Genomic DNA, 14,641 nt, shown 5'->3' with positions numbered 1-14,641 from the left:
TGCTAAACCGCTAATTTGCCAATATGAACTTCCATTAAACATTGATACTCCCTCGTTTAATTTGCTCCAATAAGCTTTTCATGTTGTTACTAGTTTGTACAGCTAACTTATCTAAAGCAGAAATTGCGGCTGATTTATTTCCGCTTAATTGATGCTTAATATCATCAAAAACTATTTCCGCACTCTGGAAGATATTTGTAGCTGCTTTATTCAATAAAATAACATCTTGAAATTTTGTATCTTCAAATAACGCCGTATCAATATAAGGTCGATATATGGCTAACACATGCTCTAAATTTGATTCCATATCCTTTACAGCACTTCCTACACCTCTAACGGTTAACAAGATTTCTTGCAACTTTCTTATGTACTCTCTCAATTCCTCTTTTAAGTGATAATCTCTATCTGTAAAAGGGATTTTCACGATTGATAGTCCTGTTTGGATGTTTTCTAAGTATCTAATAGCGGACTTTATTACTTGTTTTAATTGATTAATAATACTTCGAATTGAACTCAATACCGGCATTAATAAATTCGTGGTTTTAGCAGAAAAATCTCGAAAATTTCTATCTAATAATCGCTGTTTCTTCCCCATTCCGTCTTTCAAAGCTTTGGATTCTTTTAAGACATACGCTTGTGTCGCTGGCGGCGCTCCTACACTTTGGACTTTTTGCGTTGCGCTTAAAAGTTTATCTGCTTTTTCAAGTTCATTCGATACGTACGTAACTTGGGCGCTAAAAGTTAATACTTGCTTAACAACCAAATCTTTATTTTCATCTAATATTTTGTAATGTTCTTTTAATTCTGTCACCATGGCATCGCTTAAATATTGGTCATTAATCCCTTTAAATAACTCAGGTATTGCTTGCATTTTTATTTTAGATACTTGATCCATCATGTCTTCCGTCCTTAAAGCAAGATCATTAACTAGCGCTGGAATATCCACCAAAAGATCTATCGCATTAAAGAAACTCCCCGAAACAACATCTAACACTTCTCCTAAAATGGGCAAAGTTCTTACTCTTTGCATAAAATCTATTGCCGCATAACTTACTGGTTTGGCCTTTTCCATCTCATCCCGAAACTCAGCATAATTAGCTAATGAAGTAATAATTCCACCAAATTCTCCTTCCGCCAACAAGTTATCAAAAGTTTCTTGTAAAGAAGTCGTTCGATTGTCCAAACTACTTCCCTCATTATTCACTAAATCGACCGCTGTATCTAAATAAAACTGCCCCCTACTTATTTGCTCCATCATTCGTGTCCGTAAACTATTAGCCAAAATTCGAATATTATCTGGATTCATATCGATTTTCTGCCCTTTTCCTCCCCCAGTCAAAACCTTTCCACTCCAAATACCTACGGGAAGATAAGCATCTGCATCAATTGGAATATTTTTACCTTTAACCGTGATACCTGCATCATCATAACCTGTATGATTAGAAAGAATAGTTTGTAGCCAAGGAACATTATTTTGAAGAATATGGGATTCACCTGGAAGACGATTTCCGTATCCTAATCCACGTTCCCCCAAGGTTAATGGGTCATATTCACTTAAATAGTTTATGATTCTTGGATTGTTTTTGTCATAAGTTCCTTTAGGCAAAATAGCTGGATTATAGGTGACACTTCTTATGCCGTCATTTTTTGAAGCTATATAATTAGATAAACCTCCACCTAAAGAGTTTCCTGCAACATTTTTAATATCATATTTTTGACTTTCTTTTTTGTATGCTGCGTCTGCTTCTCTTAATTGAGTGTTGGGAATAGAGCCAGGGAGTGTACCGTCTGTTAGGAAATCTTGGGTGCCTTGCGTACCTTCGAAAATCATGCTGATTTCGCCTGTAGTTTTATTCTCGACAATCATATAGTCAAGACCAGAAGCTTTGTTGTACTCACCTTCTCTAACTATATACACTGTCCCATTTACATGTAACTCGCTAAATGTTTTAGGATGTCTATAAACCCATTTTCCACTTAACTCAATCAAATCAGTATCTGGTGTTCCTATTTTTGTTGTCATCTCTGATTAGCCCCTTGTTATTTAATTGATATTTCTGCTCTTATGTCTTCTCCATCTGGTAATCCAACTCTATTTATTATGAGATTCGTATATATTATGAACGGATAGCTTCCTTTTGGTAATCCTAATTCTTGTTGAAAATCTTTGGATAAATTATCTACTACTTCTTGTTTGGGCAATGTCTCCTCTTTTGAAAAGAAATTCATTGCTATGGTTATATTTTTACTGGTAGGGTCATCTTTGGTGAAGAGGGTACGCAATTCTTCTGCCGAAATTTGGGGATTTGCAAGATAAGCATTATACACACTTGAATACTCAAGATATGGCAATGCAATAAAATAGTACTTTCCTTGATTCCCATATGGAGATGCTTTACTTAGAGCTTCATCTGTCATTCCTACCAAATCAAATTTTTTCGCTAATTCTTCTGCAAATTCATTTAAATGCTGAAATTCTGCTGCATACGCTTTTGCATATAACCCACCTATAATAGCTTGTTCTACTTCGCCTTCAGCTTCCTTAGCGCTTCCTACTTTATCTTCATTCAGAATTAATCCTACAGTTACAGATGTGTTAAATTTAATTGGTTGCTTACACTCCAAAATGACCACCGCAGCATTGCGAGCAGGTACTACATTAGTAACTTCTACTTCCGTTTTATATTTTGTATTCATATAATCTATTGCTACTTGCTTAATCTCTTCCTCATGTTTTTTCACTCGCTCTGCTGACTTATTCCCATCCACAAAAGAATATCCCTGTCCAACATAATCCTGCACGGGCGTAGTGCCTTCTTGTGCTTTTTCTTGCTCTGTTTTCTCATTCATATTGAAACAACCTCCTAATAATAATAGACATGCTAACAAAACCATTATTTTTTTCTTCATCTGTTCTCCTATCAGCTTCTGTTATTTTTAAGTTTGTTTTTACCTTTGATAAACTCTTGCTCATTTAACTGATACTTTTGCCTCTATATTCTCTCCATCAGGTAGTCCTACTCTATTTACTATAAGATTCTTATATATTACGAAAGGATAATTACCTTTTGGCAATCCTAATTTTTGTTCAAAATCTTTAGCTAGATTATCTACTACTTCTTGTTTAGGCAACTTGTCTTCTTCTGAAAAGAAATTCATTGCAATTGTTATATTTTCACTAGTTGGATCATCTTTTGTGAACAAGTCTCGTAATTCCTCTACTGAAATTTGAGGGTTTTCTATATATGCATTATATACACTTAAATACTCACGATACGCTAGTGTAATAAAATAGTACTTTCCTTGATTTCCATAGGGCGATGCTTTAACTAAGGCTTCATCAGTCATTCCTAGCAGATTATATTTTTTTGCTGTTTCTTCTGCAAAATCATTTAAATGTTTGAATTCTGCCTCATATGCCTTTGCATATAAGCCCCCTATAATAGCTTGCTCTATTTCGCCTTCATCTTCTTTAGTGAATCCTACTTCGTCCTTGTTTAAAATAAAGCCCACCGTAACAGATGTTGTAAACTGAATAGGCTCCTTACATTCTACGATTACAACCGCCGCATTTCGAGCTGGCACCACATTAGTTACTTCTACATTTGTTTTGTATTTTGTTTTCACGTAATCAATAGCTACTTGTTTAATCTCTTCTTCATGCTTTTTTACGCGTTCCGCTGATTTATTCCCATCCACAAAAGAATATCCTTGTCCAACATAATCTTGCACAGGGGTAGTTCCTTCTTGCGCTTTCTCTTGCTCTGTTTTCTCGTTTATATTGAAACAGCCTCCCAATAATAATAAACTTGCTAAAAAAAACATTATTTTTTTCTTCATCTGTTCTCCTATCGGCTTATGTATTTTATCTCTTTGGGATTTCATGTATATCTGTATTTCATGCTCATCTTATATATTCTAGTATTCTTTTTATTTAGTAATGCCTTCCACATCTACATTTTCTCCATCGGGTAATCCTACTCGGTTTACAATGAAATTCTTAAATAAATTAATCGGGTACTCTCCATTTGGTAAGTCTGATTCTGCTTTAAATTCTTCAGCTAAGCTATCTACTACATTTTGATTGGGAAGTTTATCTTCGTTTGAAAAGAAGTTCATTACAATTGTCATGTTCTTACTTGTTGCATCATCTTTTTTAAATAAGGCACGTAGCTCCTCTGCTGAAACTTGGTTATTACTTAAATATGCATTATATGCACTTAGATAATCATCATATCCTACAGTTAGAAAATAATATTTCCCTTGATACCCTTTAGGTGAAGCTTTGATTAACGCTTCCTCTGTGTAACCTTCTAAATTGTATTTTCCCGCTAACTCTTCTGCAAATTCATCTAGATGATGGAACTCTGCTTCATACGCCTTTGCATAAAGTCCCCCTACAATTGCTTGTTCAACTGCTCCTTCGCTACTAGATCCACTTCCAATTTCATCTTTTTTATTAAGCATAAATTTTACAACAACCGAAGTAGTAAACTGAATTGGCGCCTCGCTTTCCACAATGACAACCGCTCCATTGCGAGCTGGTACCACATTATTTACTTTCACATCCGTCTTATATTTTGTTTTCATATAGTCTATCGCTACTTGTTTTATCTCTTCCTCATGTTTCTTCACTCGTTCTGCCGATTTATTCCCGTCCACAAATGAATACCCCTGTCCAACGTAATCCTGCACAGGCGTAGTTCCTTCTTGCGCTTTTTCCTGCTCTGTTTTCCCATTCATATTAAAACAGCCTCCCAAAAACAATAAACCTGTTAACAAAACCATTATTTTTTTCTTCATCTCTTCTCCTACCTACTTCTGTATTTTATCTCTTTGAAATCTTAATTTTTTCCAATTATTCGAACGCTTAAATTGCTATAAATTTAAATCATCCAAATAACAATCATATTTAAATTGTTACTCTCAAATAAGAATATAGTTAAAAATCCTCATAATATCATCCTAAAATTATATCATAAATTCACAAAGTGAAATGTGACAGAACAACGAACAACACTTCAATAAAACGCTGATATGGTCCATTTTCAAGTAATGCCTTTTATACAAAAAGATGATTTTTTCACAATACTTCCTTTTATTGATAATTTCTTCAAGTTTAATTGCTTGAACCTCTGATTGAACAAAAAAATTAGGCTATTCACCCCCCTATCAATTTCAAGAGGGAAATAGCCTAATTAAATAAATTACAGTATTATCGTTGTTGCTTCTTCCATTGTATCGCTAAGAACATTTCGACTGCTGCGACAACTAAAAAGATAATTTGTAAAATAAATACATAACCAATAATCAGTAATTGCACTACCATCCATACTGCCAAAACAGCGGCGGCTGCAAACAAGACTTCTTTCGTTCGTGGTAATTTTTTCAGCAAATAAATCAGTGCTGCTAAATGGAATAAGCCAACAAAGACGAATAAAAATATGCCCGGTACTAAATAATCGACAAACGGTGAACCATCAAGTAAGCCAGTTGAAAGAGAAAGTAGACCACCGCTTGGCATGAAAATCATTGATAAGCCTCCATAAATTGCCCCAACTGCTGTAAATCCAACTAATAAAATACTACTGATACGTGTCCAGTTCATGGCGTTCTCCTAGTCGTTTTTCTAGTAGTATACCACGAAAACTTTTATTCTGCCGCTTTTCTTCGTTTTATTTTTTTGATTAAATCAATCAGTACAAAACCGGCAATTCCGCATGCGACAACTGTTGTAAGATACCAAGCTGGGCCAGATTCCGCGCGCACCCCAAGCCAATAAGTCACGGTTTTCGGATTAAAAAATGCAAAGCAAATCGCGCAGAATGCAATCATTCGACCAATAATGGAATTTTCTCTCATAACAAGTGCATCTCCTTTTCTTTTATTATAACAATGGTTAGGTAATTGCTTCTTGCTTTTTCGGTCCCAAAATTGTTTAACACATGACAAATTTTGGTTTTTCTCACAAAAAAACTACGACAAGGGGCTTCCCTGCCATAGTCCTATAAATTATTTATTAACGATGTTCACTTGCTGCTCATTTACGAGTGGATAAATTGCTAGTTCTTGACTCTCTAAATCCTCTTGATGCATATCCACGCCAGTAATTTGGCTATTTTCGTAAGTTCTATAATAATAGATGCCTTTATCAATATTGCAGCATGAGGAATAAATGGTATGCTCATATTTTCCCCCACCAACATCACAAAGCCCTTTTTGCTGTTCTACCGAGCCTAAAATATGGAAAAATTGGCTAATACTTTCAGATTCAGAATCACCTGAAATGGAATTCAACTTGGTAAACGTTGCCTTCACAAAACGAGACATGGAGGATAAATCACCAGGTAAACCAATCCCACCCATTCCGCGACTATAAGCATCCAAGTCAATTTCGCTGGAGAAAGTATTTTCTGGTGTTTTACTGGAAAGCGCTCGATAATTATTTAGATTAAATAGCTGGTAATCAAATGTTGGATTATTTGTTAATACCCCTAATGGATTATCATAGATGCGAAGACCATCTTTCACAGACTCAATCACGATGGATTCAGTTTGATCTGCCATCAACCAATGAAGCGGAGAAAGTGGCAGTTGCTCACTAAAACTAATATTAACAAGATTGATTTTATCAAGTAGTACTCTTGCTTCTTTTACAGTAGCGCATTGACTAAGAATCCATGGAATAAATTCAAATGGTGTCACATTATCTTTTCCTTCCGCAAATTCCTTATAATCAGCATTCCCTGAGAAATTGAGTCCCGCCATACTAAGCCCTTTTTCATTGGTGGCGTCGTAGTACAAAGGATAGTTTTCCATCACAGCAGCAATACCAATTAACGCATAATGTTGATTAATATCCTCTACCTTGCGAAAACGGAACGGATAATTTTTTGGCGTAACAACCACAACCTCTTTGTAAGAAAGTTCATAGTCAAAATTCCTTCCAAAATAGTGATCTTTTGTTGTATAAGTTATTGACGTACACATCAAAAATCCCTCCTCAAATTTTTCAGCTTACACGTATATAAGTACCCTCGGCGTTTTGGGTAAAACATAATTTGTTGTTTTTTTCACAATAAAACGGAACAGTTGCTAATCGCTAACTCCCTCCGAGGGCGTGCAACCTAGATCATTAAAAAAATTTACTTTATCATAAGTTTGTTTTCATTTTTCCACTACAAAAAAAAGATCCCTGAAAAAATTCAGAGACCTTTTTAAAATTGTTCGGTTGATACGATGCTTACATCATACCGCCCATGCCGCCCATTCCCATGTCAGGAACAGCTGATGGACCGTTTTCGTCTGGTTTGTCTGCTACAACTGCTTCTGTAGTTAATAGAAGTGCTGCAACGGATGATGCGTTTTGTAGTGCGGAACGTGTTACTTTAGTTGGATCGACAATACCAGCGTCAATCATGTTTACCCATTCGCCGTTTGCTGCGTTGAAACCAACGCCAACTGCTTCGTGTTTCAAGCGTTCTACGATAACGGAACCTTCTAGGCCAGCGTTATGTGCGATTTGGCGAACTGGTTCTTCTAGGGAACGAAGCACGATGTTGATACCAGTTTCTACGTCGCCTTCTGCTTCTAGTGCTGCTACTTTGTTGTAAATACTTACAAGGGCAGTACCACCACCAGCTACGATACCTTCTTCTACAGCTGCGCGAGTAGAGTTAAGGGCATCTTCAATGCGTAATTTACGTTCTTTTAGCTCTGTTTCAGTTGCAGCGCCAACTTTAACGACAGCTACTCCACCTGCAAGTTTTGCTAAACGTTCTTGTAATTTTTCTTTATCAAATTCAGAAGTAGTTTCTTCCATTTGCGCACGAAGTTGGTTTACACGAGCGCTAATTTGTGTGGAATCGCCTGCTCCTTCAACAATTGTAGTATCATCTTTAGTTACGACTACTTTGTTAGCTGTTCCAAGTTGATCAATGGTAGCTGTTTTCAATTCTAAACCTAAATCTTCAGTGATTACTTGTCCACCAGTTAAAATAGCTACGTCTTCTAGCATTGCTTTACGACGATCACCAAAACCTGGAGCTTTCACGGCTACTACGTTAAATGTTCCGCGAAGTTTGTTTAGAACTAGAGTTGCTTGAGCTTCTCCTTCAACATCTTCCGCGATAATTAACATTGGACGACCTTGTTGAACTACTTGCTCTAAAACTGGTAAGATTTCTTGAATGTTGTTGATTTTTTTATCTGTGATTAAGATATATGGTTTTTCAAGAACAGCTTCCATTTTATCGGAATCGGTTACCATGTAAGGGCTAGTGTAGCCGCGGTCGAATTGCATACCTTCTACTACGTCTAATTCTGTTGCAAAGCCTTTGGATTCTTCAATAGTGATAACGCCGTCGTTACCAACACGTTCCATTGCTTCCGCGATTAATTTACCAACTTCTTCATCACCAGAAGAAATAGCTGCAACTTGAGCGATAGACTCTTTGCTTTCAATTGGTTTAGAAATAGCTTTTAATTCTTCAATAGCTGTTGCTACGGCTTTTTCGATACCGCGGCGAACGCCTACTGGGTTTGCTCCAGCTGTTACGTTTTTTAAGCCTTCTTGAATCATTGCTTGCGCTAAAACGGTCGCTGTTGTAGTTCCGTCCCCAGCAACATCATTGGTTTTAGAAGCAACTTCAGATACAAGTTTTGCTCCCATGTTTTCAAATGGATCTTCTAATTCGATTTCTTTTGCAATCGTTACACCATCATTTGTAATTAACGGAGAACCGAATTTTTTTTCTAAAACAACATTACGACCTTTTGGGCCAAGCGTTACTTTTACTGCGTTTGCTAGTTGGTCGACACCACGTAACATGGCACGACGAGCATCTTCACTAAATTTAATATCTTTTGCCATTTTATATTTCCCTCCGATTATTTCTTTTTTTAAAATTATTTAGTAATTGCTAAAATGTCACTTTCACGTAAAATCAGATAGTCAGTTCCTTCATACGTTACTTCTGTTCCAGAGTATTTTGCGAAAATTACTGTGTCACCTTCTGCAACTTCAAGTGGTTCTTTTGTTCCGTTTTCTAGAACACGACCTGAACCGACTGCAACAATTTTCCCTGATTGCGGTTTTTCTTTGGCAGAGTCTGGTAATACAATCCCACTCGCTGTTTTTTCCTCTGCTTCAAGTACTTCAATTACAACACGATCTCCTAATGGTTTTAACAATGTAAATGACCTCCTCTGATATAATTACATTTTTCATTTTAGCACTCGACACATCAGAGTGCTAATACAGTTATTATGATACCAAACTGAATAAAAATTGCAAGCAAAAACGTTTAAAAAATGGAAGAATTCTTATTTGCGGTAAAGCTTGATAACTAGTACAATAAGGAGAGCTATTTCCGCTTGTTTAAAGCAATTTAGCAAGAGTTTGTTTTTAGAGAGGATGCGTATTTTTTGGCTAAACGTTATATTACGATTGTTTTAGTTTATTTGTTATTATTGTTTTCAGCATCTATTGGAATTCCAATTGTTCAACATATTATATTAAGTATCACTTCTCTTTCAGCGGAGGATGCTGCAGCTTATGGAATGGTAGCTTGGTCGATATTTTCTAATCTGTTGTCGCTCGCCATTATTATTCCGATGCTTTATAGAAAACCAAAAGAAAATAAAATCGAACTTGGTGAAAAAACAAAACCATTTCTAAGCATCGTTTGGATTATTGGTGGTGTGATTGGCTTATACGTGGCGCAAATCATTTGTAGCATTATTATTACGATGATTTCTGGAGATATGAATAGTTCAGCAAACACTGAATTACTAGTTGATTTGACTAAAGCAGCGCCGATTTTCTTGATTTTCATTTCGATTCTTGGTCCGATTTTGGAAGAACTTGTGTTTAGAAAAGTGGTTTTTGGTGGGCTGAGCAATGTGATGAATATTCATGTGGCTGCGGTTATTAGTTCCCTTTTCTTCGGACTGCTTCATGGGGATATTTCGTTCTTACTGACTTATTTTGTCATCGGACTTATTCTTTGTTTTCTTTATACGAAAACGAAACGGATTGTGGTTTCGATGGGCGCGCATATATTAATGAACACGATTGTTTTGCTTTTGAGTCTCGGAATAATTGGAGGATAATATGAAAAATTCATTAATTAAGCAAAGTTTTCTTTATTTTGCGCTTGGTCTTGTATTTGTATATTTTGTTATTGTTCGTGTGGCTGAATACGGTTATGATATCCTAGCTTATATACTTATTATAATGACATTAATGGATTTTGGGATTGGCATTGGCCTGATTATCACCGGACTTAAAAGACGTAAAAAAAACCTGTAGAAAGTAAGTTTAACTTACCTTCTACAGGTTTTTTTATTCTGATTTCGCTGGATAATTTTCCAGAAAATAGATTAACGTTTGTAATTCCGTTGTAAGATCGATATGGTGCACACGAACTTGTTTTGGAACACTGATACGAGCTGGTGTAAAGTTTAGGATACCTTTTACATCTGCTTCGATTAAACGATCTACCGTTACTTGTGCTTCGTCAGCTGGAACTGTCAGAATAACTACTTCCACACCGTTTTCACGAACAATTTCTTCCATATCGTTTAAATGATAAATTGGAATATCTTGTTGAACACTACCTACTTTCGCTGGATCTACATCAAATGCAGCAACGATTTTGATATTATTGTTTTTCATGAAATTATAATGTAATAATGCTGTACCTAGGTTACCTACACCGATTAGTGCAACATTTGTCTGTTTGTCCTGACTGAGTGTTTTGCTGAAAAAGTCGAGTATGTATGAAACGTTATACCCGTATCCTTTCTTACCTAATGCGCCAAAGTACGAAAAATCACGTCGAATAGTCGCTGAATCAACTTTCACCGCTTCACTTAATTCCGCTGATGATACTCGTTCCTTACCTGACTCATCTAGGTATTTCAAGTAACGATGATATAATGGTAAGCGTTTTGCTGTCGCTTGTGGAATTTTGGTTGTTTCCTCCATCATGCCTTCTGTCCCTTCTTCTTTAAAATTTTTTCTGAAGTTGAAGCTTTTGTGAACTGTACTTCCTTTCACATGCTTGCTTATATACTATAAACATTTCACAAGGAATGCACAAACTTTTTGCTCATGACTTTCAAGTAAGGTTTTGTCCCGCAAAATATCTGGCGCAGTCCTTCTTTTCTATTTTACGCTAAAATCACAAATAATGCGAGTGTTTTCACAAACTAATCGTTTCGTGAACAATTGGCTATCTCATTGCGATTACTTGGCTTTTAAGATAAACTAGTAGGGAGAACGTTCGAGGAGAGAGATTATGATATTATTACAAGTTCAGCAAATTTCTAAATTCTTCGGTGCAGAAGTAATTTTAGATAATATTAAATTAGAAGTTAAAACTGGTGATCGAATTGCTTTAGTTGGCAGAAATGGCGCAGGAAAATCTACTTTACTTAAAATCATCGCGGGCAAAATGAGCTATGACGGCGGAACCATTTCTAAACCTAAAAGTGTCGAAATTGGCTATTTGGCGCAAAACACTGGGCTAGAATCTTCCAAAACCATTTGGGATGAAATGCTTAGCGTATTTGATTCCCTGCGAAAAATGGAAGCAGATTTGCGCAAAATGGAGTTTCGTCTTGGTGAACCAGAGCTATATAATGACCCGGAAAAATATCAAGCATTGATGACGGATTACGATACATTACAGCATACCTTTAAAGAAATTGGCGGTTATACGTATGAAGCAGAGATTCGCTCCGTTTTAAATGGATTACGCTTTTATCCTGATGATTACGAAGTGGAGATTGCATCTTTAAGTGGTGGGCAAAAAACGCGGCTCGCACTTGCCAAGTTATTGCTAGCTAAACAAGACATTCTCGTTCTCGATGAACCGACCAACCATTTAGATATCGAAACGTTAGCATGGCTAGAAACGTATTTACAAAACTATCATGGCTCGCTACTTATCGTGTCTCATGACCGCTATTTCCTTGATAAAGTCGTTAACCAGGTATACGAAATCAGCCGTACAAAAATCGATCACTACAAAGGAAATTACAGTTCGTTTGTCAGTCAAAAGCAAGCGAAACTAGAACAAATGTGGAAAGAATTTGATAAACAGCAAAAACAAATTGCGAAACTAGAAGATTTTGTTGCGAGAAATATCGTTCGCGCATCCACAACTAAGCGCGCGCAAAGCAGAAGAAAACAATTAGAAAAAATGGATGTGCTCGGGCGACCTCAAGGGGATGAAAAAGCAGCCCATTTTGGTTTCCAATTTGAAAAGCAAACTGGTAAAGATGTTTTAATGGTAGATCAGCTAAGCATTGGTTACGCGAAAGATAAACGCATTGCTTCCAATCTAACCTTCGAAATGAAACGTCAAGACAGCCTCGCGCTCGTTGGTCCAAACGGAATTGGCAAGTCTACCCTACTTAAAACACTTATTCGCGACATTCCAGCTCTAAGTGGCGAATTTCACTTTGGCGCTGGCGTGAAAATTGGCTACTACGATCAAGAACAAGCCAAACTGACTTCCAACAAAACCGTTTTAATGGAACTATGGGATGATTATCCTGAATTAAATGAAGTCAACGTCCGGACAACACTTGGTAATTTCCTGTTTTCAGATGATGATGTCCTTAAAAATGTCCAATCCCTGAGCGGCGGCGAAAAAGCACGACTCGCGCTTGCTAAACTCACTTTACTTGAAGCCAATGTCCTCATTCTCGATGAACCGACCAATCATTTAGACATTGAAAGTAAAGAAGTGTTGGAAGCTGCTTTAATCGATTTTGAAGGGACGATTTTGTTCGTTTCCCATGACCGTTATTTCATTAACCGGATTGCTTCGAAAATCGTCGAACTAGCTCCAGAAAAAGCGACCGTTTTCCTAGGCGATTACGATTATTATCAAGAAAAATTAGCAGAAGCAAAAGAACTCGCACGACTTGATGCTGAGGACCGCCGCAAAAAAGGCGAACAAGTCGAAGCAACTGCCTCCGTTCGAAAATTAAACTACCAAGAAGAAAAAGAGCAACAAAAACTACTTCGGCAACGAAAAAGAAAACTGGAAGAAGTAGAGCAAGCCATGGAAGAAACCGATGAAAAAATCGCCGAACTCGAGCTACAATTAACCAAACCAGAAGTTTTCCAAGACCATGAAAAAGCCTTAGAAATCACTCAAGAGCTGGACGCGGTGAAAGCGGACGGCGAAAAACTCATGGAAGAATGGGAAACCATAAGCGAAGAACTGGAATCCATGTAATCTGCATAAAAAAAGGAGCAAATAATGAAAAAGATTTTAATTATTTCTGGTTCAATTATCGTTAGCTTACTTGTCATTATTACCATTTGTGCGAGTTTTTACTTATATAGTTATGCTTTAGCGCGTGACAATTCCAGCATGGACGATACAGCAACAACAGACGAAACAACGGAAACGGCCAAACTGGCGAAGAAAAATCGCGAGGCAAATGTCGCTTGGATGGAAAAGCAAAATCTCACGCAATGGACTGAAGCCTCAGCCGACGATTTGAAACTCGTTGCCAATTATTTAGCAGCCGATAAACCATCTAATACGACAATCATTTTAGCACACGGCTATCGCGGCAAAAGTGGAAAAGTCGAAATGGCTGGCCTAGCACGGATGTATCATGAAAAATTTGGCTTTAATGTTTTAATGCCAGATGCCCGAGCACACGGTGAAAGTGAAGGCGAAAATATTGGCTTTGGCTGGCCCGAACGCAAAGATTACGTGCAGTGGATCGACCAAGTAATCGACAAAAATGGAACCGATACAGAAATCGCACTCCACGGTGTTTCTATGGGCAGCTCTACCGTCCTTATGACGAGCGGCGAAAAACTACCAAAACAAGTAAAAAGTGTCATCGCAGATTGCGGCTATACTTCGATGGATGCTGAACTTTCCTATCAATTAAAAGCCATGTTCCATTTACCGAATTTCCCAATTATCCCAACAGCTAGTCTGATAAACAAAGCGAAAGAAGGATTCTTTTTCAGCGAAGCAAGTGCCGTTGACGCAGTCGCTAAAACTGACTTACCGATTTTCTACATTCACGGTGATTCGGATGCTTTCGTCCCTACTTATATGGTGGACGAACTATACGACGCTACAAATAGCTATAAAGAAAAGTGGATTGTAAGAGGTGCAGAACACGGTCAAGCATTCACGGTAGATCCGAAAACATACGAAGAAAAAGTACGCCAATTTTTAAATAAAACGATGTGAAAACTAGCGATTTTCTAAGAACTATATGCTATCAGTTATACAGAGGAAAAACTTGGCAAATAATAACTAAATATGTTACCATATAAATGAAAAGAGAGCCATGCGTCAACATGACTCCCTCGCAAACACCATTTAAGATGGTGACAGCCTTTTATATGATTTATTTAAAAACCACTAGCTGTCAGGCTTATGAGTGGTTTTTATTTTTTGTCATTTTTGCTGTTCATGATCGTTACGATTAAGACTGCAAAAGCAATCATCAGCGTAAGACTCTCGAAAACAGTCAAACGTTTATCCTTTCCAGGTAACGCCTAAAAACAACATAAGCACCACCTACTTTCCGGATGAAAAAGGCTGGTGCACCACCATAAACTTGCTTGCTTCACAATTATAGCATGCCA

14 protein-coding genes and 1 pseudogene are annotated in these 14,641 nt (G+C 37.1%); 4 read left to right on the top strand and 11 right to left on the bottom strand.

Annotated elements, in window-relative coordinates; all coding sequences use genetic code 11:
• Nucleotides 1–34: 34 nt before the first annotated feature.
• The 9 genes from HCB49_RS08350 to groES all read right to left on the bottom strand — a co-directional run bounded on the left by HCB49_RS08350 (nucleotide 35) and on the right by groES (nucleotide 9,192).
• Nucleotides 35–2,023, bottom strand: coding sequence for an SA1320 family protein (locus HCB49_RS08350; protein ID WP_185604664.1), 1,989 nt, complete (start codon nucleotides 2,021–2,023; stop codon nucleotides 35–37).
• A gap of 17 nt (nucleotides 2,024–2,040) precedes the next feature.
• Nucleotides 2,041–2,910, bottom strand: a complete 870-nt coding sequence (locus HCB49_RS08345) for a DUF1672 family protein (RefSeq protein WP_185604663.1) — start codon at nucleotides 2,908–2,910, stop codon at nucleotides 2,041–2,043.
• Nucleotides 2,911–2,970: 60 nt separating this feature from the next.
• Entirely contained in the window at nucleotides 2,971–3,840 is an 870-nt protein-coding gene (locus HCB49_RS08340; RefSeq protein ID WP_185604662.1) for a DUF1672 family protein, read from the bottom strand.
• A gap of 90 nt (nucleotides 3,841–3,930) precedes the next feature.
• Nucleotides 3,931–4,803: a DUF1672 family protein gene (locus HCB49_RS08335; protein ID WP_185604661.1), complete on the bottom strand. Its 873-nt coding sequence runs from the start codon at nucleotides 4,801–4,803 to the stop codon at nucleotides 3,931–3,933.
• A gap of 412 nt (nucleotides 4,804–5,215) precedes the next feature.
• On the bottom strand, nucleotides 5,216–5,608 hold the full coding sequence (locus tag HCB49_RS08330; RefSeq protein WP_185604660.1) for a hypothetical protein: 393 nt from the start codon (nucleotides 5,606–5,608) through the stop codon (nucleotides 5,216–5,218).
• Between the two features lie 44 nt (nucleotides 5,609–5,652).
• A complete protein-coding gene (locus HCB49_RS08325; RefSeq protein ID WP_185397012.1) occupies nucleotides 5,653–5,862 on the bottom strand; it encodes a hypothetical protein in 210 nt (69 codons plus the stop codon).
• A 150-nt stretch (nucleotides 5,863–6,012) separates the two neighbouring features.
• Nucleotides 6,013–6,990, bottom strand: coding sequence for a choloylglycine hydrolase (gene bsh, locus HCB49_RS08320; RefSeq protein WP_185604659.1), 978 nt, complete (start codon nucleotides 6,988–6,990; stop codon nucleotides 6,013–6,015).
• Between the two features lie 253 nt (nucleotides 6,991–7,243).
• Entirely contained in the window at nucleotides 7,244–8,872 is a 1,629-nt protein-coding gene (groL, locus tag HCB49_RS08315; RefSeq protein ID WP_008946500.1) for a chaperonin GroEL, read from the bottom strand.
• Between the two features lie 35 nt (nucleotides 8,873–8,907).
• On the bottom strand, nucleotides 8,908–9,192 hold the full coding sequence (gene groES / locus HCB49_RS08310; protein WP_011702849.1) for a co-chaperone GroES: 285 nt from the start codon (nucleotides 9,190–9,192) through the stop codon (nucleotides 8,908–8,910).
• A 234-nt stretch (nucleotides 9,193–9,426) separates the two neighbouring features.
• Between groES and HCB49_RS08305 the strand changes: the two genes are divergently transcribed.
• Nucleotides 9,427–10,113 carry a CPBP family intramembrane glutamic endopeptidase gene (locus tag HCB49_RS08305; RefSeq protein WP_185480984.1) on the top strand — a complete coding sequence of 229 codons (687 nt, stop codon included), beginning with the start codon at nucleotides 9,427–9,429 and terminating at the stop codon, nucleotides 10,111–10,113.
• Nucleotide 10,114: 1 nt separating this feature from the next.
• Nucleotides 10,115–10,319 (top strand): annotated as a pseudogene (locus tag HCB49_RS08300) (DUF4305 domain-containing protein).
• A gap of 26 nt (nucleotides 10,320–10,345) precedes the next feature.
• Here the strand turns inward: HCB49_RS08300 and HCB49_RS08295 are convergent.
• Nucleotides 10,346–10,993 carry a redox-sensing transcriptional repressor Rex gene (locus HCB49_RS08295; RefSeq protein ID WP_003753229.1) on the bottom strand — a complete coding sequence of 216 codons (648 nt, stop codon included), beginning with the start codon at nucleotides 10,991–10,993 and terminating at the stop codon, nucleotides 10,346–10,348.
• 310 nt (nucleotides 10,994–11,303) lie between these two features.
• Here HCB49_RS08295 and HCB49_RS08290 point away from each other — a divergent pair, with 310 nt between their 5' ends.
• Both HCB49_RS08290 and HCB49_RS08285 read left to right on the top strand, forming a co-directional pair.
• Nucleotides 11,304–13,256 (top strand): ABC-F family ATP-binding cassette domain-containing protein, encoded by a 1,953-nt coding sequence (locus HCB49_RS08290; RefSeq protein ID WP_185604658.1) that lies wholly within the window; start codon nucleotides 11,304–11,306, stop codon nucleotides 13,254–13,256.
• Between the two features lie 24 nt (nucleotides 13,257–13,280).
• The gene (locus tag HCB49_RS08285; protein ID WP_185604657.1) at nucleotides 13,281–14,240 is read left to right on the top strand and encodes an alpha/beta hydrolase; all 960 of its coding nucleotides are present in this window, start codon (nucleotides 13,281–13,283) and stop codon (nucleotides 14,238–14,240) included.
• A gap of 200 nt (nucleotides 14,241–14,440) precedes the next feature.
• On the opposite strand, the gene HCB49_RS14445 is transcribed toward HCB49_RS08285, so the two are convergent.
• Nucleotides 14,441–14,500 (bottom strand): hypothetical protein, encoded by a 60-nt coding sequence (locus tag HCB49_RS14445; RefSeq protein ID WP_232048003.1) that lies wholly within the window; start codon nucleotides 14,498–14,500, stop codon nucleotides 14,441–14,443.
• Nucleotides 14,501–14,641: the final 141 nt, after the last annotated feature.

This window comes from Listeria cossartiae subsp. cayugensis (genome assembly GCF_014229095.1).
GTDB lineage: Bacteria > Bacillota > Bacilli > Lactobacillales > Listeriaceae > Listeria > Listeria cayugensis.
Note: the sequence above shows the minus strand (reverse complement) of the source record. Positions and strands in the feature narration are given on the sequence as shown.